We start from the raw sequence: 22354 nt of genomic DNA, 5'->3' as shown, positions 1-22354 counted from the left end.
AACGTGGCAAGTGGAGACGGTCAGACCGCCGACGAACTGTTCGCGCGACTCCCGAAAGGCAAGCAACGCGCGCTCGAGGAAGTTGGGTTGGGCCTGCCGGAGCTGCGCCGGATCGCCGCGGAGGACGGCAGCGTGCGGCGCGTGCGGAACATCCTCGACTTCGACGGTGATCGCCCGAAAGAAGACAGCTCGACGGTGTGGCCGTGGATCCGGCTGCTGTTGATGGCTGTCGCGGGTGTGGTCATCTGCCTGTTGTCCACATACCTGATCAACGATTCCGCGCTACTCGTCGGTGCGGTATGTGGACTGGCCGTGATCTGGGCAGGGGTCAAGGCCCCCTCGTCGCGCGGTGGTCTCACCGTACGTTGTCTGGTCGGGGCCGCCTATGTCGTCCTGATCTGGGTGGGATCCCTGTCGGCCGACAAGTGGTATCTGCAGGTGCGCGGGCAGGAGACCACGGTCACGTACGCGAAGCCCGTGAATTTGGGGTCACACGGCGTTCGCACCCTGTACTGCCGCGTCAAGCTCCCGGACGGATCCGTCCGTCAGGTGTTCCACAACGACAAGTGGTGCACGGATACGAACATGGTCGGCACACGAGTGGACGCGGTGATCGATCCGGCAGGCCACTACCGGCCGGTCCTGGGGCACAAGTCGGACATCGGCAACGATGTTTTCGACTATCTCTGCCTGGGCGCCGCCGCTGTACTCGTTGTCGCCCCACTGGCCGCTGCGGTCATGGGCGGGGTGGCTGAGGCGCGGGGCAGTCGACGCGGGCCGGCGAACGGAACCGCGGCGTGACCGACGAGACGAACGAGACAAACACGAACATGGCTACGGCAAGCGACGCCACCAACGCCCACCCCGCACCTCCCTCCGACTACCGCCTCGCCGTCCCCGAGGGCTGGGAACGCGTCGTCCTCGAGCCCGATCGCTGGCCCCACCGCATCGACAAGCTGGTCAGCCGCAGCCTGCGACGGACCAAGGCCACCCCGCAGCTGAAGGCGGCCATCGCCGAGCGGGTCAAGTCGCAGGCGGAGGCCGCGCACGCGAACGGCGGCGTGGAGATGTACCTCGTCAACCAACTCATCGGGCAGGTGCCGGTGTCCGCCGGACTGGTCGTCACCGTCCTGCAGCCGCCGCCCGGCACCGCGCCAGGAGACCTCTCCGACATCGCCCTGTCCCTCGGGACACGCGGCACCGCCGACGACGAGGTCACCATGGCCGACCTGCCCGCCGGCCCGGCCGTACGCCACCTCTACCGCCGCCGGCCCGCGCCCGACGATCCGGACGGCAACAAGCTCCTGGTCACGCATCTGGACGTCTACCTGGCGGTACCGCACAGCGGCCAGCGCCTGCTGCTCTCCTTCTCCACACCGATGGAACCGCTGGCGGAAGCGCTGGTCACGCTCTTCGACTCCATCGCCCGCACTCTGCAATGGATGGCCTGATGCCCGCCTTCTCCGCGTCCACCGTGCGCATGCAAGCGCCGGACGACGCCGTCTCCCTGCCCGTGCGTGAACCGCTCGACCTGGACTCATGGGCCATGGACGCGGCCGGACTGCGCGTGGGCTCCGACGGGAACCGGCAGCTGATCGCGGCACTCGCCACCGAACTCCGTGGGGCCGCCGCGGACTCCCGCGAGCGCGGGCCGGTCACCGCGATGTCGTACGTCCCCGAGCCGGAGTTGGGCGAGCTGGCCCGCATCGAGCTGTCGGCCCTGGTCGCCGACGAGACATACCCCACGGTGACCGTCGAACTCCTGCTCCACTACCTGACCATGCCCACGGACATCTCGTTCCGGCCGCCCGAGGCCGAGCTGCGGACGTTGCCCGTCGGCCCGGCGGTCCGGGTGCGTCACGCGTACGTCCAGGATGCCGACCGCGACGGCACGGGCACCATCATGGAGACCTGCGCCTACGGGATCTGCCCGGACGAGAAGTGGGGCCTCGTGCTGCTCACCTCGTGGCGTGCCCTCGCGCACACCGACGCACTCTGTGACCTGACGGACCGCGTCGCCCGCACGGTCACGGTGACCTCAAGCAGCTGATGGCCTCGGCCCGCCCGCACGTCCCCCGGCCGGACCTCAGCCGACCTCGTTCTGCGCCACAGCCTGGCCGTGGACGACCACATCGCCGCCGTAGAACATTCCCGTGAAGACCGGGGAGTACGTGAGCTGGACCTCGACCTCGACCTGTTCGGCGTCGGCGGCGACGCAGTGGGTCGCCGCGATGTCCGCGCCGGACATGCCCATCTCGCGGGCGAAGGCCTTCACCCGGGCGCCGCAGTTCTGGTAGTTGATGGGGGCGGGGCCGTTCTGGTTCTGGTACAGGGCCTCGCGGTCGATGTCCTGGGCGGCGTAGCGGGCGGCCTGTTCGGCGATGTCCGCGGCGCGCTCCCGCTTGGAGATGGACATGCCGCCGTCGATGACGAAGGCGGCGAGGGAGAGGAAGACGATCGCGAAGATGATGACCGCGCCGGCACCCGAGCCCCGGTCGTCGAGCCGGGCACGGCGGGTCGACACCCAGGAACCTCGGGTCGACACCCAGGAGCCTCGTGTCGCCCCCCAGTCAGCTCTGGTCGCCACCCAGCCGGCTCTGCTCACCATCCAGGACTCTCCCGCCGACACACAGTTACCTCGGGTCGCCACCCGCCCCCGTACAGCGGAACGCAGCGTCATGCCGTCCTCCGGAACGGGTCAAGGGGCGAGCTGAAGGTGGCCGAGAGCGTCGTCGGCACGTCGAGACCGATCATCGCCAGACCCCGCACCTCGCAGCTCACCTCGACCGAGAAGAGGGTGTCGGGCACGAAGCCGGAGCTGGTCTGGTTCACGGTCACGGGGCCGGAGCAGACGTCCGCGAGATCCGCCTCCGCCGCCTTGCGCGCCTCGGCCATGGCCGTCGCGTGGTCCTTCTGGATCGAACCGGCGCGTGCCGCGTCCCGGGCCGCACCGTCGAGCGCGCCCCGCCCGTCCACCAGCTGCCCGAAGGCCACCAGCACGAGGATGAAGAGAATCATCACCGGCGCGAGGATCACGACCTCGATCGTGGACAGCCCCCGGTCGCCCTGACCGGAGACCCGGTCCCGCAGGGCGGAGAAGAAGCTCATCAGTTCTCGCCCTCCTTCACGAACCTCTCCACCGGCCCCGACGACTGCGCGTGCACCGTCAGGTCCAGGCCCGGGAAGACCGTCGGGACCTTCGCCGTGATCTCCACACCCACCGTGTGCTGCTCGGGCTGGAGCATCGTCACGTTCGGGGACAGGACGAGCTGCGGGCCGAGCTGGCGGATGTAGCTGTCGACGACGTCGCGGGCCTCGCCGCGCCATGCGCCGGGCTGTTGGTCGGCCGTGGCGCGGGCCTTGCGGGCGCCCGCCTGGGCTGCCGCCTGGGCCACGTGGTCGGCGAAGAAGTACAGCGCGAACTGCACCGTCGCGAAGATCATGAAGAAGAGCACCGGCGTGAGCAGCACGAACTCGATCGCGGTCATGCCGGAGTCGCCGCGGGCGGAGGCGGCCTCCACCCGGCGGCGCACCCAGCGACGTACGCGCACCCGTAACCCCGTAAGAGAAAGAGAAGGTTGGAAAGAGAGCTCAGCAGGTCTTGCCGGCGTCTGCACCCTTGATGCAGTTGCCCACCTTGTTGGCTCCGTCGCTCAGCGCGGCGTTGATGATCGCGGCGACCACGCCGACGATCGCGACGACGACGGCGGAGATGATGACCCACTCGACCGCGGACGCGCCCCGGTCGAGCTCGCCGGAGCGGGCGCGCTGCACCCGGCCCTGGAGGAAGGTGATCAGGAAGTCCACCCCCGGGATCCCGGTGCTGAAGTTCCGTCCGTTCATGGTGGGTTGTCCTCTCGAAAGAAGTAGGAGTAGGTGTCTGCCGCGGAGGCCACCGCGGCTTCGGCGGCCGCGGAGGCGTCAGACCTGGAACACGCGCATCGCCGCCGGGAAGATCAGGAAGACCAGGAAGCCCGCGCACAGCAGCAGCTGCGCGACCAGCATCGACTGCGATTTCTCGCCCGCGCTGCCCTCGATCTCGGAGAGCTCGCGGTGCCGCATCGTCTCGGCGCGCGAGGCGAGCGACTCGCGCACCTTCGCGCCGTCGTCCGCGACCAGCGCCAGGGAGGCCGACAGGTCCTTGAGCTCTTCCACGCCCAGCTCCTCGCCGAGCGAACCGAGCGCCTGCCACTGGCTGATGCCGGTGATCCGGGCGTCGGCGAGCGCGTTGCGGATGCGCTGCGTGGCCCAGCCGTCGGAGACCTCGGCAGCGGCCATCAGCGCCTCCGGAAGACCCCGGCCGCCGGCCAGGCTCATCGACACCAGGTCCAGATACGCGCCGATCACGCGCCGCAGGTCGCGCCGCTTGGCCGCCGCGTCCCGCCGTACCTCCACGTCCGGGAGGAAGAAGAAGACGAGCGCGAAGAGCAGCGCCAGCCAGACCGGGATGATCGGGCTGCTGCCGAAGCCGAGCGTCCAGACGACGGCGAAAAGGAACGGTCCGAAGAAGACACCGGCAGCGGCCAGCAGGACCTTCGTCGCGAGGAACTTCTCCCAACTCCGGTCCAGAACCGCCAGATCGGCCCGCAGCGAGCGCTGTTCCCAGCCCTGCTGGAGGTAGAACTCGGCGACACGGGCCCCCACTTGGGCCCGTACGCTGCCGAGCCGTCCCGCCTCCTGCTGGGCATGGTGCGCGGACTCGTACGCCGCTCCGCGCGCCCGCATCGCGTCGATGCGCGCGACCTGCGCGACCGCGCTGCGCTTCGACGGCATCAGGGCGCGTACGAGGGCGTAGATCCCGAGGCCCAGAACGGCGCCGATCAGGATCGGCATGGTCAGGTTCATCGGCGTACCGCCTCATCCCCAGAAGCCGGCGTGCGCGGACGTACGAACTGCACCGACGACTCGTCCCGCACCAGGAACCGCTCCGGCGTCTCGATGGTCGACAGCTTGCGCAGCCACCAGAATCCGAGGGCGAACAGGCCGCAGACACAGGCGAGTACGAGCTGCCCGACCGCGGTGCCGTACGGCTTGACGAAGTCGCGGTTGAAGATCGACAGGCCGAGAACGAAGGCGATGGAGACCGCGACGACGATCTGGACCGAGCGCCGGGTCGAGGCGCGCTGGGCCATCACGCGCTGCCGCATGTCGACCTCCTCGCGCGCCGACTTCGCGAGCGCGCCGAGCACCTGGCGCAGACCCGGGCCGCGCAGCCGCGCGTTGAGGATGAGCGCGGCGACGATGATGTCGGCCGAGGCGTCGTTGATCTCGTCGGCCAGGTGCTGCAAGGCCTCGGGAAGAGGTGTGCGGGAGCGCAGGCGGTCCACCAGCGCGTCGAGGTGCGGCCGCAGGACGGGTGCGGAGGCGCGCGCCGAGGCGGGGATGGCCTGCTCCAGGCCGACCGCGCCCGCGATGGTGTCGCGCAGCGACTCGGTCCAGGAGGCGAGGGCCTCGACGCGGCGCATGGCGGCCCGCTCCTCCCCGGCGCCGCCGAAGAGCTTGTCCCAGAAGAAGACGAGGATCCCGGCCGCGATACCGGCGACGGCCCAGCGAGTGAGCAGGAGGACGACGAGACCGGCGATGGCGGCGATCGAACCGCGCTGTCCGGCGAACCGGACCAGCTCACTGGCCCGTTCGCTCGCCTTCTGCTTCTCGTGCTCGGGCTTGGCGGGCAGCCCGCGCACCGCGACGGCGAACAGCGCGAGGCCGCCACCGACGGCGACACCGGACGCGAGCGCGTACAGGACGGTCGTGGAGAACAGGCCCCCCATGGAACCGAGCGAGTCGAGGGCCGCGAGAGAGGTCGAGTCATGAGTCGCCGTCAGCGCATGGCTCATGGACATCTCACGGGTCACGGACATCGCATGGCTCATGGACATCGCATGGCTCATGGTCATCTCATGGGTCATGGTCATCCCCAATTCCCGCCGCCGGGCAGCCGATAGCCCTGTGCGACGAGGTCGTCGAGGCAGGCGATCGGCGCGTGCGGGACGATCCGGCCGTCCGGGGCCTCGGCGAACACCTCGCTGGACAGCACACGTCCGTCGACGCCGTTGACCTCGCGGACGGAGGTGACCATGCGCTGAAGGCGGCCGCCGGTCTCGTAGTTGTTGCGCCGTTGGATGAAGACGACGAAGTTCACCGCGCCCGCGATGAGCATCTGGCTGGCCTCGATGGGCAGCCGCTCGTTCGCCTGGAGCGCGTAGGTGGAAATGCGGTTGAAGACCTCGCTGGAGCTGTTCGCATGGATCGTGGACAGCGAACCGTCGTTGCCCTGCGACATCGCGTTGAGCATGGTCACGATCTCGTCGCCGAGCACCTCACCGACGATGACGCGGGAGGGGTTCATACGCAGCGACCGGCGCACCAACTCGGCCATGGAGATGGTGCCTTGGCCCTCGGAGTTGGGCAGTCGCTCCTCGAACGCCACCACATTCGGGTGGAGGTCGGCGAAGGTGTCGAGCCCGAGTTCCAGGGCGCGTTCGACGGTGATGAGGCGCTCGTGCGGCGGGATCTCGTTGGCGAGGGCGCGCAGCAGCGTCGTCTTACCGGCGTTGGTGGCGCCCGCGATCATGATGTTCTTACGGGCCCGGACCGCGCAGGCGAGGAAGTGGGCGACCTCGGGCGTGATCGTCCCGTTGCCCACCAGGTCGGAGACGAAGACCTTGCCCATGCGCGCGCGACGAATGGACAGCGCGGGCCGGCGCGTCACGTCCATGACGGCGGAGAGCCGGGACCCGTCCGGCAGCCGCAGGTCGAGCTGGGGATTGGCGGAGTCGAAGGGCCGGGACGAGAGGCCGGAGTACGCACCGAGGATCTGGATGAGCTCGATCAGCTCTTCGTCGGTCTCGGCGACGGGATCCCCCTTCTCCTCCCGCCCGTCGGCGTATCCGATGAAGACCTGGTCGTACCCGTTGATGTCGATGTTCTCGACTTCGGGGTTGTCGAGCAGCGGCTGGAGACGGCCGACGCCGAAGAGCGCGGCGTGCACGGCGGCCGCGTACTGCTCCTCGGTCTCGGCGTCGAGGGGGGTGCGGCCGAAGTTGATCTCGGTCCGGGCGTAGTCCTCGAGTATCTGGGCGATGACGGCCCGCGCGTAGTGCCGCTCGTCCTCGTTGGACATCGGCGTGACACCGCGGACCTGGTCCTCGCGGCGCTGCTCGGCGATCCGGTCACCGGCGTCCTGCCGGAACCGCTTGACCAGCTGGTGGTCGACGGCGGTCATCGTCCGGCTCCCGCGGCGGGCTGACCGTGATGGCCACCGTTGGCCGGTACGGCCCAGGCGGCGCCGTACTGCTGGTACAGGTCGCCGGTCACCTTGCGGGCCGAGCGGATGAGCAGCGACTTGTCGAGCCGCCCGCGCTTGCGCCCGGCCAACTGGTCGGCGCCGGCGGGGTCGTCGGCGAGCGTGCCCACGACGCGCGCACCGGTCTGCGCCGCTACGAGCATGTCGTTGACCTGGTGGACCAGCTTGGCGGAGTCGCTCGGGTCGGCGATGAGGATGACGCCGATGAGGGGCGTGGCGAGGCTGGCGGCGCCGCGCGGGCCGCCGTGCAGCTTGGCGGAGAGGGCGGCGGCGCGGTCGCGGACGCGCGCGATGGACTCCGGCTCGGTGCGGGAGATCAGCAGCACGAGGGCGGCCTGCGAGAACATCTCGACGGCCGGGGTGTCGCCGCTGATCCGCCCGCAGTCGGCGATGACGTCGGCGGGCGCGTGCGGGGAGTCGGCGAGCTGCGCGAAGGCGCGGCCGAGGGTGGGCCACAGCCCGGCGAGCCCGGCGGCCTGCTCGGCGACACCGAGCCCGACGAGGACTTCGAGCCCACCGCTCAACGGCTGGACGTGGTCCCAGAGTTGATCGGGTACGAGGCCGCGGCGGGCGGTCGCGGCTATCGACAGCATGCCGGTGTTCGGGTTCAGCGGACCGCCGTGGGCCGCCGCGCTCCGGTACACCAGGTCGCCGCCGGCGGGGTCCGTCTCGGCGAGCAGGACTCTGCGGGGCCAGACCGCCGAGAGAGCGACCGCGGCGGTGGTGACGCCGGGGGAACCCTTGTCCGCGGCGAGGGCGATGAGCGCCATTTCTGTTTACTCACTCGCCTTTAGTTGCCGGGGACGAGAACGACGGCGACCTCGCCCGCGGAAGCGGCCTGGGTGAGGGCGGCGATGTCGGAGGAGTCGACGGTCAGCGTGACCGGCAGGTTGGTGCTGCTGATGGTGTCGCCGCTGTCGGTCTTGACGTCGCTCACGACCGCACGCTCGACCAGCAGCGAGTTGTCGCCGCTGCCCGAGGTACCCGAGGAAGAGGAACTGGAACTGCCCTTGCTCGTGCCGCTGTCATTGCCCACGAGGTACGCCGAGACGATGTCACCGGCCTTCAGATTGGCGGGGTACTGCCCCTCCTTGAGGGAGAGGCCGACCGTGGCCTTGCCCGCGGCGAGCGACGTCTTCTTCGCGAACATCTGGCCGACGACGACAGTGCCCTTGAAGAGGGTGGCCTTGGCCTGCAGGCTCTTCAGCCCCTGCCGCTGGGACCAGGGGACGTAGTCCACGCCCGAGTCCTGGGCCACCATCACCGAGGTGATCTTGCTGTCGGTGATGGACTCACCGGCCTGTACGTCGCCCGTCAGCTTGATGACCTCGATACGATCCCCGGCGCGCAGCACCAGCATGGTGGCACCGAGCGCACCGACCAGAATGAGAAGCACCGCGAGAGCGGCGAGCGCGGGTTTGCGCTCGCGAGGCGGCGTGGGAAGACGCTCACCCATCGCCGGCTGGGCCGACGTGGCGGAACGGTGGTTGCCCGCCCCCGGACGCTCTTGGATCTTCACGCAACCGCTCCCCGTACACCCAAGAAGATTTCTGCCAATTCACATGCCAATTGGGACACTTCGCCCCGGTCCGCCCGAGCCGGACGTTCCGCCCGACCTGGCCAAATAGCCAGCGCTGAAGCGAGTGTCAAGCCATGGCACCGTATCAGCCGCACATAAGCCCCTCAAGGCGCGTTCCGGATCGCCGACCTCAGGGGGCACGACGTTATCCACGGGCAACGGGGGGTGGGTGGTTCCCTGTTGGGGGTGGGGATGTGTGTGGAGACATGCCTGTGCAGGCGCGAATCCGTTGCCGGGCCGATGCCGGGCGTTCGTCACGGGGTGTGCACCAGGCCTGCACGAGGTGCTCACCGTCGGGGGTGACCAGCCTGCGCGCTGCTTCAGCCGTGAGTGTGACGCGCCCGCCCCGCAGAAGCACTTGGTCACCCGCACCCCCTCCCCCACCACCGACACAGGGAGCCCATCGGTCACCAAGGCGGACATCGACGCCCGCTGCCGTGGTCGAGGCGCAGAACGCTGAAGCGCGGCCGACTGCCGCGGGTGCGCGGTGACCGGGCGGGCAACTACCGCCCAGGCACACTCGGCCCCGAACATCTGGGGCGATGTCCGGGACCGGATGAAGGGATGCGGCAGACAGGCGGACGCCTACTTGCCGGGGAACGTCCAGATGTACGGCTCGCCGTCCTCCTCCGACCAGTGAACCTCCACGGACTTGGCGTTCGCGGGGATCAGGTAGGACTCGCACAGCACATGGCTCTCGCCCTGCTTCCAGCCCTCGATGTCGTACGGGTCCTCACAGCCGGCCGCATCGTCGGAGGCACCGAGCAGCAGTGCACCACGCTTCCCGTCGGCCCAGATCGTGGTCGAGTCGTTGGCGTCGGGGGAATCGGTGAGGGGCGCGCCGGCCTTGTGCGTGAACTTCACGTGGGCGACGGCAAGCACCATCCCCTTGGCGTCCGCCTTGTCCTGCACCAGCGCCTGCGCCTCGGCCTCCGTGCCGAGGTCGACCTTCTGCGCCGCGATGTCGTAGGTGACCTCGGCGTCGCCTTCCTTGACCTTCCCCGTGGCGCTCTCACCAGTGGCGAGCTTGCCACCCGAGGTCGCTTCGGCCGGGGGCTGGGACGCCCCGGCCGTCGACTGCGACCCCGACTGCTTCGGCTTCGCGTCCGCGTTGTCGTCCCCGCCACCGCACGCGGTCAGCGAAAGGGCAAGGACAGCGACGGGCACGGCGGCACGCAGCACGGTCTTCCTGTAAAGCACAGAAACTCCTGATAGATGTGTTCCCCTGAGCGATCCGCCAGACTAAGGGACCGCCGCACGACACAACGGAGCAAGGAACGTTTCGTCCACGCTGCTTCACACCATCCACATATCTTTGCGAACGCGCCTCGCACACGGTCGCAGCAGCAAGGTTGACCGCGGGCGCCGTACATCAACCCGAGCATGCTTCCGGGGTCAAGCGACCCTGAGTCAGACACGATCCGGGTACAGACAGCGACCGATTTGCCACACTGGATCCATAATTACCCTCCTCTTGAGTCAAGTTCAGCCTGGCGAAACCATCGGCCCCACCGATACCGTCATTGCTCTTGACTGAACATTTGTCTCACGGGGAGTCCACTGTGAAGCGCCGCTCTTTGCCCGTTGCTGCCGCGCTCACCGCGACCGCAGCCCTGCTGCTGACGGCATGCGGCAGCGGGGACAACAAGTCCAGCGACAACGACAAGATCGCCGGGGCCGACGCCGGCGCCACGAAGACATCGGCTTCGCCGAGCGCGACTGACGCGGCCAGTCGCCCCAAGGTCACCCTTCCGGACGACCTCAGCGACACCTTCGAGAGCTGGAAGACCGGCGACGCGACCAAAGACGCCGTTCTCGCGGACGTGGCCCGAAGGGTCGACGCGACGAACTACGCCATCACTGAGGGGGACGCCAAGTCGCCTGTCCTCAGCTTCTATTACAGCGGCACGGCGCTGGCCGACGCCAGGGACTGGGTCCAGTCCATCGTGAAGGACGGTTACTCGATCACTGGCGCAAACCGCTACTACAACGCCAAGATTGACGTCTTCGACGCCTCATCGGCGGGAGTCGTGTACTGCGAGGACCAGTCGAAGGCTTTCGCAAAGGACCGCAAGTCGAAGAAGGTCTACAAGACCGCGGTGACCAACAAGTCCTACGTCCTCTACACAGGACGACTCGAAAAGAGCAAGCAGGGCGTCTGGCAGACGACGAAGCTCACCTCGCAGAGGGGACACAAGTCGTGCACGCCGTAGCCGCCCGCGGCCGATTCCTCACGGTCGCGCTCCTCTCGGGAGCACTCGTCCTGGCACCTGGGACCGCCTTCGCGGACTGGCCGCCGAGCGCGGGGACCCAGGGCGACACCAAGCAGAGCGCAAGCTCCGACGCCGGCCGCCTGGTCTCGAAGGTGACGTATTCGGGCTCCGTACGCTCCGCCGGCAGCAACAGCGTCATCCGGCCGGTCAGTGACTGGACCCCGCCTGCATGTTGGTACGAGCCCCGTTCGGTCGCGGAGTTCAAGAAGTATGTCGAGTCGATGTACGAGGAAACGATCAACACCCCCGGCCAGGCCAACTACGCCAAGGCCGCGGTCGGCCAGTTTCGAGACATCTACAAGGACGGCGAGTACAAGGACTACAACGGGGACAAGGCCGACGAGGGAAACTGGTGGGTCGCGGTCCAGAACCCCGACCGCGTCGACGACCCCGCCAGCTGGGAATGCAGCAAGCTGCCGTTCTGGGTCAAGAACAACGACGATCCTGGCGTCGACCAGGCGGTCACGCCGAAGGTTCTCGCCGAAGCCGCCTATAACGCGATTCAGCTCCCGGACACCAAAGTCACCCTCGCCCCCGAGGACGCCACGAAGGTAAATCTTCCGACTTGGGCCTGGCTCGACAAGGCGAAGTTCAAGGAAGTCTCGGTGACCGCGGCACTCAACGTCGCCGGACTCAACATCCAGGCGACGACGACGGCGAAGCCCCTGTCCCTCAAACTTGAGCCGGGCACGAGAGACGCCGAGACCTACCCGGCGTCCGGCGTCTGCAAGATCAACGGCAACGACTCGATCGGTGAGCCCTACGCCAAGGGCAAGTCCGACCAGACACCGCCGTGCGGGATCAGGTACCTCCGCTCGTCGGGCAATGGAACGTACAAACTCAAGGCGACCATCACCTGGCAGATCGACTGGACCGGCACAGGTGGCGCGGGCGGCGATCTCCCTTACGGCACCTTCGGGAGAACGCAGGACATCACCGTCCAGGAGATCCAGTCCGTCAACCGGTGACGGAAGCAACCTTAGTCAGCACGGGCAGTCTCCGCCGATCACGCGATCACGGCGACTGAGGCTACGGTCGTTGGGTTGGCATGTGCACAGAGTGAAGTACGGGGGCGGACTCGCATGTCGGATCTGAAGAAGGAAGCTGCGTCGCTGCACAAGGCGGCGACCGCGTTGCGCAAGGTGGGTCATCACACGACGAAGCCGTTGCAGGAGTTCAAGGCGGAGGCGGATGACCTGGGCGCGCTCGGCAAGCTCGGCTCGCTGCTGGGCGCGACGGAGGACATACGCGAGGGCATGCACACCCTGGCCAAGCTGACCAAGCAGCTGGATGAGGAGTGGGATGCCGAGGCGAAGCTGATGGGCGACGTGTCCGACGCCTTCGACCTGCTGGATGTGCTGCTGGCCGTGGCGGCTCGCGGGAAGAAAGGCTGAGGCTCTCGTGGTCGACCTCAACCCGCTGCATTACATCAACAAGTTCAACCACATGTTCGGCGACAGTGTCGCCAGCGGTCTGGAGTTCCTGGGGATCTCCGATCCGGCGGTCGACCCGGACGGCGTGCGGGAGATCGCGAAGAAGTGGCGGCATCTGGCCACGGGCCTCGATGACGCGGCCGCCGCTGCGGGGCGGGCGTTGTCGGACGTGGAGTGGGAGGGCAAGACCGCCAAGGCCTTCCACAAGCGGGCCAAGGCGACCCGCAAGAACGCGACCGACATGGCCCACTCCCTGCGGGAGGGTGCCAAGGCGCTGGACGATTTCGCCGACAAAGCGCACGAGCTGCTCTCCGAGATCGGCGTCATCCTCGCGGAGATCGTCGAGTTCGAGATAGCGGGCCTGGCCCTGTCCGTGCTGACCGCCGGGGCGTCCGAGGTGGCCTCCAACCTGATGGCCGGCGAACGCGCCCTGAAGGTCGTCGCGTTGATCGCCCGGATCGAGGAGGAGGGCACCGCGCTGGGCACGGCCGTGCGCGCGGTGATGGAGGTCATCCGTGGCGTGGAGCGGGCGCTGAAGGCGCTCAAGGAGATCAAGGCCATCGCGGCGGTGGGCAAGATGGCCAAGGAGGGCATGGAGTTCTCCGCGTTCGCCACTGCCCTGGAGGACCCGTCGGCGTTCAAGGACCCGGAAAAGCTGGCCGGGATTTTGACCGAGGGCGCCATCATGGGTGTCGGTTTCGGCGTCCTCGCCAAGGGCCTCGGCAAGGGCCTCAAGGCTCTCAAGCCCAGTGAACTGGCCAAGCTTGGCAAGGCGTTGAAGCTGGACGGATCGGGACTGTCTCGCCTGAAGCTGCGGCCCGGCGAGTGGGAGAAGCTACCCGCCTCCATCCGGTCCCTGTTCAAAAAGTGCGTGGGCGACCCGATCGACGTGGCCACCGGCGACATGCTGCTGCAGCAAACCGACGTCCAACTGCCGGGCTCCCCGCCCCTGGTCCTGGAGCGCACCCACCTCTCCTCCTACCGCTGGGGCGGCTGGTTCGGCCCGACCTGGGCCTCCACCCTTGACCAGCGCCTGCAGGCGGACGACAACGGCATCATCTACGCCGCTCCCGACGGCGCCCGCCTGGTCTATCCGATGCCGTCCCCCGACTCTGCCGAGCCCGTCTACCCCGAGACCGGTCAGCGGTGGCCGCTGAGCTGGGACGACGAAGCGGACGGCGCGCTACGCGTGACCGACCCGGACGGCGGGCTCAGCTATCTCTTCCACAGCCCGCAAGCCACCGACGACGGTGACGCCGTCGACCTACCGCTCCAAGCGATCGTGGACCGCAACGGTCAGCGCATCACCGTCCGCTACGCCGACGACGGCACCCCGACCGAGGTCGCCCACAGCGGCGGCTATCGCATCGCTGTCGTCCGCCACCCTGACCAGCCCCGCATCGCCGCCCTGCGTCTCCTCGACCCCGAGCACCCGCATGCCGAGGGCACGCGGCTCGTTTCCTACGGCTACAGCGAGGACGGGCACCTCAGCGAGGTCACCAACTCCTCCGGTCTACCCATGCGGTTCGGCTACGACGAGGTGGGTCGGATCACCTCCTGGACCGACCGCAACGACACCTCGTATGCCTACACATACGACGAGCGTGGCCGAGCCGTCTCCACCGAGGGCAGCGATGGCTTCCTCTCCGGCACCTTCGCCTATGACGACAGCACCCGCACCACAACTGTCACCGACTCGCTGGGAAACAAGTCCCGCTACGAACACAACGAGGCACTCCGCCTTGTCCGCGAGACAGACCCCCTCGGGTTCACCACCCACCAGGAATGGGATGCCGACCATCAGCTGACCACCGTCACTGACCCGTTGGGCCACACCACCCGGTTCTCCTACGACGAGAACGGGCGAGTCGTGTCGGTCGTGCGCCCGGACGGCCCGGAAGCCACCGCCGAGTACAACCACCTCGGTCTGCCCACAACGGTGACCGGACCGGACGGTGCCGCGTGGCGCCAGGAATATGACGAGCGCGGCAACCGCGTCACCGTGACGGATCCGGCAGGAGCCAGCACCCGTTTCTCGTACGACAAGAACGGGCACCTGACGTCGGTCGCCGACACACTCGACTGCACGACTCGCGTGAGGTGCAATGCCGCCGGACTGCCGGTTGAGATTACCGACCCCCTGGGGGCGACCACCCGCTACGAGCGGGACGCCTTCGGCCGAACCACCGCCGTCACCGACGCGATCGGGGGCACCACTCGCCTGGAGTGGACGATCGAAGGCCGACCGCTCCGCCGCACCGCCCCGGACGGCACCACCGAGTCGTGGACATACGACGGCGAAGGCAATGGCATCAGCCACACCGACCCCACAGGCGCCGTGTCGCACTTCGAGTACACCCACTTCGACCTGGCCGCGGCCCGCACCGGGCCGGACGGAGTCCGCTACACCTTCACCCACGACACCGAACTGCGCCTCACCCAGGTCACCAATCCCCAGGGCCTGACCTGGCATTACGCCTACGACCCTGCTGGGCGCCTGATTTCCGAAACGGACTTCGACAACCGGACGGTGACCTACGCCTACGACCCGGCCGGCCGCCTCGAAGCCCGTACCAACGCACTCGGTCAGACCATCCGGTACGAGCGCGACGCCATCGGTCAGACCATCCTCAAGGATGCCGACGGCACAGTCACCACCTACGACTACGACGTCGTCGGCCAACTCGTCCAAGCCGTCAGCCCGGACGCGACCCTCAACGTGGAACGGGACGTCCTCGGCGCGGTGCTGTCCGAATCCGTCAATGGCCGCACCATCGCGTACGCATACGACGCCGCAGGACGGCGCACGAGGCGCACCACGCCCAGCGGTGCGACCAGCGAATGGAGTTACGACGCCGCAGGACGGCGCACAGCGCTCACCACGGTCGGGCGCACAATCGCCTTCGACCACGATCCGGCCGGGCGTGAACTGGCCCGCCGGATCGGCGACACCCTCACCCTGACCAACGCCTTCGACAGGAACGGCCACCTCACCACTCAGTCCGTCAGCGACACCACCGGACGCAGTCTCCAGCAGCGCACCTACACCTACAGGTCCGACGGCGTCCTGGTCCGTCTTGACGACCAACTCAACGGCACCCGCCGTTTTGACCTGGACGCGGCGGGCCGCGTCACCGCCGTCCACGCCGAGCAGTGGACCGAGCAGTACGCCTACGACGAGGCCGGCAACCAGACCGAGGCCTCCTGGCCGAGTACTCACCCGGGGCACGAAGCCACCGGCAGCCGCGCCTATGAGGGCACCCGCATCACCCGCGCGGGAAACGTGCGCTACGAACACGACGGGCTGGGCCGGATCACCCTGCGCCAGAAGGCTCGTCTGTCCCGCAAGCCCGACACCTGGCGCTACGGCTGGGACGCCGAAGACCGACTGACGTCTGCGATCACCCCGGACGGCACCCACTGGCGCTACTCCTACGACCCCCTCGGCCGCCGCATCGCCAAAGAGCGTCTGGCAGCGGACGGTGAGACGGTCCTGGAGCACACCGACTTCACCTGGGACGGCACGACCCTCTGCGAACAGACCACCACCGCCGCCGAGCTGCCCAACCCCGTCACCCTTACCTGGGAGCACCAGGGGCTGCGTCCGATCACCCAGACCGAACGGATGACGGCCGCAGACGCACCCCAAGAAGAGATCGACACCCGTTTCTTCGCGATCGTCACCGACCTCGTCGGTACCCCCACCGAACTCGTCGACGAGTGCGGCCACATCGCCTGGCGCACCCGGACCACGCTCTGGGGCACAACTACATGGGCGTCGGACAGCACCGGCTACACGCCACTGCGGTTTCCGGGCCAGTACTTCGACCCGGAAACGGGCCTGCACTACAACCACTTCCGCCACTACGACCCCGAGACCGCCCGCTACCTCAGCCCCGACCCGCTCGGCCTTACCCCGGCTCCCAACCCCGTCGCATACGTCCACAACCCGCACACCTGGATCGACCCTCTCGGACTGAAGTGCACCCCGCCCAGGGGGCACACCTCCCAGCCGGCATTCAAGGACGACCCGTACCACCCGGACCAGGTCGAGCAGCGGATCCTGGACATGCGCAACCTGTACGGGATCAAGGAGCCCCTTCCAAGCGGCATGATCGGGTCCAACGGCACCCAGGTGACGAGCAAGACCCTGTGGAACCACGGCCCCTACCGGATCGACGTCGAGAACCCGAACCCGGGACAGCGGGCCGGACAGCTGCACTTCCAGGACCAGAGCAATCCCACCGCGAAGTACCAGTACAATTTCGACACCGGAAAATTCGAAGGACTGCCTCGATCGGTCGAGCGAGAAGTCAGCAAGAACCAAGGCTTCCAGGCGGGTATTCGCAAGGGACTCAGGTTCTTGGGAGAAGGCTGAACATGAGGATGAACGCCAGAATGTCCGAACTCATCGGAACGGAGCCGCCGTTCGTTCGTGAGGACGACATACCCGCTGCCTTTCGCGCGATTGTGGCAGAAGGCTGGATCGTGGATGAGTGCGGGGCGCAACTGCTGAAGTCCCTTCGGGCTGGATACTCCGGTGCTACTTGCGATGAAGCCGGAGATGTCGTCCACTTCGAGGCCACAGTCAACGGCCGGGGGATGATGGACTACGACCTTCCGCAATCCGGACCCGACAGGCAGAACCAGCTCATGCGACGGTCGTTGGCCTATGCATGTGCAGCTTTGCAGGCCGCCCCCGCGAACCACGAGTGGCCTGTTCTCGGGTACGTCTCGCTGTCCGAAGGCGGTTTGGATGACGACCTCCAGACGGCTCACGTGACCTTCTGCTCCAGCCGCCCAAGCGTTCCGCGCTATGTGGAAGACCTTGATGCCTATACGCAAGAGGCCCTACTGGAAGTCTCCCGAGAGGACGCGGCGGCCCTGCTGTCAGGCAGCGAGAATTAGAATGCAATGATCAACAATGGGGAGTTCAATCGGTCCGGGCTGGCAAGGGGTACTTTCGCGCTGCATTCTGCAGGTCACAGGTGGAACGTCACACCGGTTCAAAATGCCATCCACGCGGTGCCCGGAGTGGACGTGGAGCCTGTCATTTCCATTCCAACGTCTTCCCCCTCGCCCAGGGGTGAGCTGGACCGTCAATGGCACCATCACACCTCTCGGATCTCGCTCTGCTCCGAAAGCGGTGAATTCCTCATCCTCCCTACAGCACGGGAGGGCAGCACGCCCTGGGACGCCGACGACGGGTCCGGCGGCGACCGCTCCGGTCACACATCGGCGGACAGGCACCGCCCCGCCAGTTCGTCCACCGCCAGACCGAGGGTGCCGGCCTGCGCTTCCCCCATCGGACTCCCAGCGGTCGCCACTGGGCCGGGTCCTTTCGGGACGGGGCGTTCAGGAGCGTCGGGGAAGAACATCCGGGACGTGGCGTACATCCCGTAGTAGGGGTAGAGGCACAACATGATCTCCTCGTCGGTCATCGCCGCCGTCCTGCCCTCTGGTGGCGACTTACCTGGCCGGTGTCTGGGAGAGGGACTCCGACCCGCCTGGGCGCAGAGTCACACGATCCAGCGCAGCGATTCCGCAATCGAGGTGCAGAGCCGGAGCATGGGGCCCGGGACCCCCGCTATGGGTACCGCGAACGCGAGGACGAGGTAGCCGACCCCTCCGGGCATCTGGACGTACAGGTCCAAGGTGGTCGGCGTGAGGACGCGTACCGTTTCGCCGGCCGGGAGGCCCACCGTCGATACCTCGGAGTCGCGTCCCTGCTGCCGCTCCTTCACCTCGAACGACGACACGAGGTCCTGGGGCGCCAAGGATCCGGTCCGGGGGATCAGGGAAACGATGAGCGAGGCCGGCATGATGCTGCCGTCGTCCAGCTCCGGCCTCAGGAAGAACTCCAACGCGCCGCCCCTGACACCGGCTTCAGCGGTGTTGCGCAGGGTCGCCCAGGCCTCCTGCTTCGCCTCCGCCCGTACGTTCTTTCCTTCCGCCTGCCGATCCACGAAGGTCTTCAGCTGCCCGCGCCACCGGTCCTGCGTCAGGTCGATCCGGAACCAGTCACGGGGGACCAGCAGTCGATAGTCCTTGGGCGGTGACGAGGCACCCTGCCCGGCCGTCATCCCGGCATCACCATCGGCTTACCCGCGTCATTGAACAGGCGCACGCTCTTCACGACGCCGGCGAACATGGACGAGAACACATCCCACCCCTCCGGGGTCGGCGTGCTCATCTCCAGCACCAGAACAGTCCCGTTGGTCAGCGGCACCTGGACCTGGATGAAGGACGTCCAGAACACTTCGTCCGTCCCCGACGCGGTAAGGCTGCCATCCACGCTGGCTTTCCTGTTTCCGATACAGGAAACGGCGGGACCGCACGGGAGCTCGATCTCGCTGACCTCACCGATCCCGAGGTGCCGCATCGCGGAACCTATGAAGCCGACAGGCTTAGGGCCGGCCTGACTGTCCAAATCGATCAGGCTGATGGTGACCGTGGCCGTGCAACGTGTGCCGTCCACCTCAGTGACACAGAAACCCGTGTACTGGACTCCTGCCTCCACGAACGAGTCGTAATTCGCGGCGCACATGGCGGCCCACTGCAACTGAATCTCGAACTCGGCACCCGGCAAGGCCCTCCGGGCCAACTCGATCAATTGCTCGGCTGTTTCGTCGAGATCCTCAGCGTCCAACGGGATCTCGAAGAACCCTTCTGGCATGATCCAACGGACATCAATTCCATAGCTCCCGGCCGAGCTTTGGTAATCGTTCTTGACTCTGAGATCGGTCATGGTCGGCCCTTGAGGTCGGGAAGCGTCAATTCTTCGGCATCGGGATGGAAGGTGGCCGCGAACGGATACGGGCCGTAGTGCGGGTAGTGGACAGGGATGTCCGCACCGCCCCTACGCGCGGCATGCGCAACATCCCGGTACCTCTTGGCACGCGCTCGAAGACTCTGCCGACTCCGGTCTCCCCAGTGCGACACGGCGCTGCGTACAAAGAGGGTCAGGAGGAGCAGAACAACAGCCGCCATCGCGGCAAGGTAAATCGTCTGGGCGCTGCTTGATTCCCAGTACTGGGCCACGCCGCCCCAGTACACCCCGCCACCGAACCCGATGATCGCGAGCGGGACTCCAAGAGCGAACCCCGCGTTGAACATCTTCTCCTCGTCGAGATGCCGAAGCCTCAGCATTCCCAAGACAGCTGTGTCGTCCAGGAAGTCGAAGCGCAGCTCTCGACCCGCCTGCTCCGCCAGGGACCTGGCCTCGGGGACTGCAGCAATCACTTCACCCGGCACCAGTCGAACTGGATCACCGCCCCTGCGTCCGATGAACTCCCACTCTCCCAGTTCAGTCGGCTCGTCCACGAAGTCCGTTCTCCTCTCGCTCGGTTCCCGGAAGGGGCCGGCCATCCCTCTTATGCGGCCAGAGCGGCATGGAACGGCTTCGGTGAAGGACCCGGGGAGGGGCTGGGCGTCGGAGTGGGCGCGGGCTTCTCAGGAGGAGCCTGGTATCCGGTGCGCTCCCCGTTCTCTCCGCTGAACATCCTGTGCAGCGCGCTGCCCAGGCCACCCCCCTTGATGACCGCCGTGATCTGTTTGCCGCCGATGGGGGTGAATTCCTTCGGAAGGTTGGGGATCTTGGTTTTTGCACCGATCTTGAGACCCCAGGAAAGCACTTTGTTCGTGAGGGTGACGCTGAGACCGTTGAGGAAATTATGGCCGACTCCACCAAGAGCACCGGCACCGACCGATCGTAGATTTCCGAGCTTGCCCAGACCCCGGAGTTTGGCGAGCCCCTTGAGGCCCGACAGCGCCTTGAATCCCTTGAGGGCACCCAGTCCCGGAAGAATACCGAGAGTATCGGTCCCCAGTTTCAACCAGTTGACCTTGCCACCTCGTACGGACATGTCGTACGCATGGCCGGCCAGAGCGGCCGCACTGGAGAGCACGGCGAGCGCAGCAAAGATAGGTGCGAGGAACTGCAAGGGCGGGACGAATGCGCAGATTACCGCCAGCACCGAGAGAATAGCCGAGATGTTGGAAAACGTGTCCGCCCAGTCGGCGAGCCAGTTCATGAACCCGCCCGGGTCGCGGACGGCGTCATGGTGCACCACGTTCTTGATGTGCCTGGCGGCGCGATCCCCGGCATCGTCGAAGATGTCCCTGGCATCCTTCACATCCTTGCGCGCCTGCCCGATGCCGTGCAGCGCTTCGTTTTGCTTCTTCTTCCAGCGCTCGTACTCGGGTCTTTCCGCCTCGGGAATATCGGTGACGAGGTACTTGTCCGTGAACTTCTTCACTTCCCGTTCGGCGAGGTCGTGATCGGACTTGGCATCCTGGTAGTCCGCCAGCGCTTTGTCCGCCTTCTTCTGGGCCCGGTGCAACTCGCCGGCGAATTCCTTCGACTCGCCGTCGGCAACCTTGGTGCCCAGCGCGTTGGCCGCCTCGTCGTACCGCTCGAACGCCTTCTTCAGCCGGTCACCGGCGCCGTCGGCTATCTCGTTGAAGGCGCGCCCGGCGTCACTGTCCCAGCCGTCCACGGAGGACAACGCCTTGATCGTCCTTGCCTGTTCATCGATCATCTCGGCCATCTTGCGCAATTTGCGCCCGAGTGCGGCGACTTCATTGGGATCGCCAGGAGTGGGGTCCTCGTCCCACAGCGGCGGCCAGTCGCTCGATCGCCTGCTCACTTCTTGCCCTTCCCCTTGGCACCGGAAATGGCCTTCGCCAGCTCATGGTCAATCTCTTCGTACTTCTCGGCCGCGGCCGCGGTGTACTCAGCCAGCTTCTTGATTTCCTTCGTGAGCTTCTTACGCGTCTTCTTCCACGTGCTGCCGAACTCGTCGAAGGCGTCCTTCAGACCGCCGTGCCCCAGTTCGTCGTTGTAACCGTCCGCGGGATTCCCGTGATGCTCGAACTCACGGTGGATCTTGCCGAGGGATCGTGAACAATCCTTGATCATGTCGAGGTCATATCTGGTTCTGTCAGCCATGGATCAGTTCCCCCATCATGAGATATGAGACAGTCGGGCACGCGGAACCCGCAGTAGACAAGGAAGGTGGAAGAGGTTGTCAAGCAGCACTGAGAGCACCACGCGAACCCGCCTCGGCATCACTCCGGACGCCGAAGCCTGGTGCCAGCTCGGCAAGATCCCCAAGCCTCCCTCGGACATCCATCAGGCAGCCGGGGCCGGCCCACTACGGCCTGCGTTCATCAGGCCGCTCGGCATATTCGGTGTCACGCTGGGCGCCCCGCTGATGTTCATCGCCTGGCTGTTCAGCCTGCTCGCGTCAGGCGAAGAAGCCCTGAAAGTGCTTCTGTCGACGAAGGAGGAGCAGGAGCGTGCCCGGGCAAAGCGTCTCGAACCAAAGCAGCGCGACGAGGCCATCGTCGAGCACGGTCTCGACAAGACCTTCGACGGCGACTGGAACAAGGCGGCCGGCCAGCTCCTGCTTCGCTGGTACGGCCATTCCTCCCACCACCAACGGTTCGTCGTCCTGGCCGAGGGCCGCATCGTTCTCGCAGGACCGCCCAAGCGTGTGTCCATCCGCAGGGAGAGCCTCATGCGCGTCCTAGCCGAGATTCCCGCCGGAGAGGCGGTCATTGAGGATCCCCTCCTCGGTGCGTACGACAGCGACAGACTGCGTGTCCGCTTCGTCGACGGCTCCTGGCTGACCCTGATCACGGAAGAGCGGCGCGGCGATCTCCACATGTACCTGATGCGCCACCCACAGGACAGTGAGGTCCGCGATACCGGCGCCTGAAACCACGGGTGCGATGGGGAGTGGCACACGCCCCATCGCAC

The 22354-nt window shown here is 67.0% G+C and carries 25 protein-coding genes; 9 read left to right on the top strand and 16 right to left on the bottom strand.

The window, feature by feature from the left end; translation table 11 throughout:
- The first annotated feature begins 3 nt into the window (after positions 1 to 3).
- From ACFVXA_RS03010 to ACFVXA_RS03000, 3 genes are read left to right on the top strand one after another with little or no spacing between them, the layout of a single operon-like run.
- Positions 4 to 801: a hypothetical protein gene (locus ACFVXA_RS03010; protein ID WP_390023614.1), complete on the top strand. Its 798-nt coding sequence runs from the start codon at positions 4 to 6 to the stop codon at positions 799 to 801.
- A 29-nt stretch (positions 802 to 830) separates the two neighbouring features.
- Positions 831 to 1451 carry a hypothetical protein gene (locus ACFVXA_RS03005; protein WP_383904521.1) on the top strand — a complete coding sequence of 207 codons (621 nt, stop codon included), beginning with the start codon at positions 831 to 833 and terminating at the stop codon, positions 1449 to 1451.
- Entirely contained in the window at positions 1451 to 2050 is a 600-nt protein-coding gene (locus ACFVXA_RS03000; protein WP_390023612.1) for a hypothetical protein, read from the top strand. Before ACFVXA_RS03005 ends, ACFVXA_RS03000 begins: the two co-directional genes overlap by 1 nt.
- Before the next feature lie 36 nt (positions 2051 to 2086).
- On the opposite strand, the gene ACFVXA_RS02995 is transcribed toward ACFVXA_RS03000, so the two are convergent.
- The 10 genes from ACFVXA_RS02995 to ACFVXA_RS02950 form a co-directional block, all read right to left on the bottom strand.
- Entirely contained in the window at positions 2087 to 2524 is a 438-nt protein-coding gene (locus ACFVXA_RS02995) for a pilus assembly protein TadG-related protein (RefSeq protein WP_362018612.1), read from the bottom strand.
- 152 nt (positions 2525 to 2676) lie between these two features.
- Positions 2677 to 3108 (bottom strand): TadE/TadG family type IV pilus assembly protein, encoded by a 432-nt coding sequence (locus ACFVXA_RS02990; protein ID WP_362018611.1) that lies wholly within the window; start codon positions 3106 to 3108, stop codon positions 2677 to 2679.
- Positions 3108 to 3488: a TadE family protein gene (locus ACFVXA_RS02985; protein WP_362019006.1), complete on the bottom strand. Its 381-nt coding sequence runs from the start codon at positions 3486 to 3488 to the stop codon at positions 3108 to 3110. Before ACFVXA_RS02985 ends, ACFVXA_RS02990 begins: the two co-directional genes overlap by 1 nt.
- A 103-nt stretch (positions 3489 to 3591) precedes the next feature.
- Positions 3592 to 3843, bottom strand: coding sequence for a hypothetical protein (locus tag ACFVXA_RS02980; RefSeq protein WP_037627216.1), 252 nt, complete (start codon positions 3841 to 3843; stop codon positions 3592 to 3594).
- A gap of 78 nt (positions 3844 to 3921) precedes the next feature.
- Positions 3922 to 4845 (bottom strand): type II secretion system F family protein, encoded by a 924-nt coding sequence (locus tag ACFVXA_RS02975; RefSeq protein WP_362018609.1) that lies wholly within the window; start codon positions 4843 to 4845, stop codon positions 3922 to 3924.
- Positions 4842 to 5771 carry a type II secretion system F family protein gene (locus tag ACFVXA_RS02970; protein ID WP_362019003.1) on the bottom strand — a complete coding sequence of 310 codons (930 nt, stop codon included), beginning with the start codon at positions 5769 to 5771 and terminating at the stop codon, positions 4842 to 4844. The genes ACFVXA_RS02975 and ACFVXA_RS02970 overlap by 4 nt, the downstream gene beginning before the upstream one ends.
- 140 nt (positions 5772 to 5911) lie before the next feature.
- Entirely contained in the window at positions 5912 to 7225 is a 1314-nt protein-coding gene (locus ACFVXA_RS02965; RefSeq protein WP_362018607.1) for an ATPase, T2SS/T4P/T4SS family, read from the bottom strand.
- On the bottom strand, positions 7222 to 8076 hold the full coding sequence (locus ACFVXA_RS02960) for a hypothetical protein (RefSeq protein ID WP_362018605.1): 855 nt from the start codon (positions 8074 to 8076) through the stop codon (positions 7222 to 7224). Before ACFVXA_RS02960 ends, ACFVXA_RS02965 begins: the two co-directional genes overlap by 4 nt.
- A gap of 20 nt (positions 8077 to 8096) precedes the next feature.
- Positions 8097 to 8825, bottom strand: coding sequence for a hypothetical protein (locus ACFVXA_RS02955; protein ID WP_362018603.1), 729 nt, complete (start codon positions 8823 to 8825; stop codon positions 8097 to 8099).
- 645 nt (positions 8826 to 9470) lie between these two features.
- Positions 9471 to 10085, bottom strand: a complete 615-nt coding sequence (locus tag ACFVXA_RS02950) for a hypothetical protein (RefSeq protein WP_389511861.1) — start codon at positions 10083 to 10085, stop codon at positions 9471 to 9473.
- A 362-nt stretch (positions 10086 to 10447) separates the two neighbouring features.
- Between ACFVXA_RS02950 and ACFVXA_RS02945 the strand changes: the two genes are divergently transcribed.
- From ACFVXA_RS02945 to ACFVXA_RS02925, 5 genes are all read left to right on the top strand, one after another.
- Positions 10448 to 11098 carry a hypothetical protein gene (locus ACFVXA_RS02945; protein ID WP_384397619.1) on the top strand — a complete coding sequence of 217 codons (651 nt, stop codon included), beginning with the start codon at positions 10448 to 10450 and terminating at the stop codon, positions 11096 to 11098.
- Positions 11086 to 12126, top strand: coding sequence for a hypothetical protein (locus ACFVXA_RS02940; RefSeq protein ID WP_390023610.1), 1041 nt, complete (start codon positions 11086 to 11088; stop codon positions 12124 to 12126). Before ACFVXA_RS02945 ends, ACFVXA_RS02940 begins: the two co-directional genes overlap by 13 nt.
- 114 nt (positions 12127 to 12240) lie before the next feature.
- Entirely contained in the window at positions 12241 to 12552 is a 312-nt protein-coding gene (locus ACFVXA_RS02935) for a hypothetical protein (protein WP_390023608.1), read from the top strand.
- Between the two features lie 7 nt (positions 12553 to 12559).
- Entirely contained in the window at positions 12560 to 16969 is a 4410-nt protein-coding gene (locus ACFVXA_RS02930; protein ID WP_390023606.1) for a DUF6531 domain-containing protein, read from the top strand.
- 20 nt (positions 16970 to 16989) lie between these two features.
- A complete protein-coding gene (locus ACFVXA_RS02925; RefSeq protein WP_390023604.1) occupies positions 16990 to 17499 on the top strand; it encodes a hypothetical protein in 510 nt (169 codons plus the stop codon).
- Positions 17500 to 17819: 320 nt separating this feature from the next.
- Here the strand turns inward: ACFVXA_RS02925 and ACFVXA_RS02920 are convergent, their stop codons facing one another.
- From ACFVXA_RS02920 to ACFVXA_RS02895, 6 genes are all read right to left on the bottom strand, one after another.
- The gene (locus ACFVXA_RS02920) at positions 17820 to 18032 is read right to left on the bottom strand and encodes a hypothetical protein (protein WP_390023602.1); all 213 of its coding nucleotides are present in this window, start codon (positions 18030 to 18032) and stop codon (positions 17820 to 17822) included.
- Between the two features lie 78 nt (positions 18033 to 18110).
- Positions 18111 to 18674, bottom strand: coding sequence for a hypothetical protein (locus ACFVXA_RS02915; protein ID WP_390023600.1), 564 nt, complete (start codon positions 18672 to 18674; stop codon positions 18111 to 18113).
- Positions 18671 to 19339, bottom strand: a complete 669-nt coding sequence (locus ACFVXA_RS02910; protein WP_383904498.1) for a hypothetical protein — start codon at positions 19337 to 19339, stop codon at positions 18671 to 18673. The genes ACFVXA_RS02915 and ACFVXA_RS02910 overlap by 4 nt, the downstream gene beginning before the upstream one ends.
- A complete protein-coding gene (locus tag ACFVXA_RS02905; RefSeq protein ID WP_383904495.1) occupies positions 19336 to 19914 on the bottom strand; it encodes a hypothetical protein in 579 nt (192 codons plus the stop codon). Before ACFVXA_RS02905 ends, ACFVXA_RS02910 begins: the two co-directional genes overlap by 4 nt.
- Positions 19915 to 19964: 50 nt before the next feature.
- The gene (locus ACFVXA_RS02900; protein WP_383904493.1) at positions 19965 to 21239 is read right to left on the bottom strand and encodes a putative T7SS-secreted protein; all 1275 of its coding nucleotides are present in this window, start codon (positions 21237 to 21239) and stop codon (positions 19965 to 19967) included.
- Complete coding sequence (locus tag ACFVXA_RS02895) at positions 21236 to 21541, bottom strand: hypothetical protein (protein ID WP_384397605.1); 306 nt, start codon at positions 21539 to 21541, stop codon at positions 21236 to 21238. The genes ACFVXA_RS02900 and ACFVXA_RS02895 overlap by 4 nt, the downstream gene beginning before the upstream one ends.
- A gap of 265 nt (positions 21542 to 21806) precedes the next feature.
- On the opposite strand from ACFVXA_RS02895, the gene ACFVXA_RS02890 reads away from it, so the two are divergent.
- The gene (locus ACFVXA_RS02890) at positions 21807 to 22313 is read left to right on the top strand and encodes a hypothetical protein (protein WP_390023598.1); all 507 of its coding nucleotides are present in this window, start codon (positions 21807 to 21809) and stop codon (positions 22311 to 22313) included.
- Positions 22314 to 22354: the final 41 nt, after the last annotated feature.

Source organism: Streptomyces sp. NPDC058246 (assembly GCF_042881985.1).
Taxonomy (GTDB): domain Bacteria; phylum Actinomycetota; class Actinomycetes; order Streptomycetales; family Streptomycetaceae; genus Streptomyces.
The sequence above is the reverse complement of the archived record's forward strand: the minus strand, read 5'-3'. Positions and strand labels throughout refer to the sequence as shown.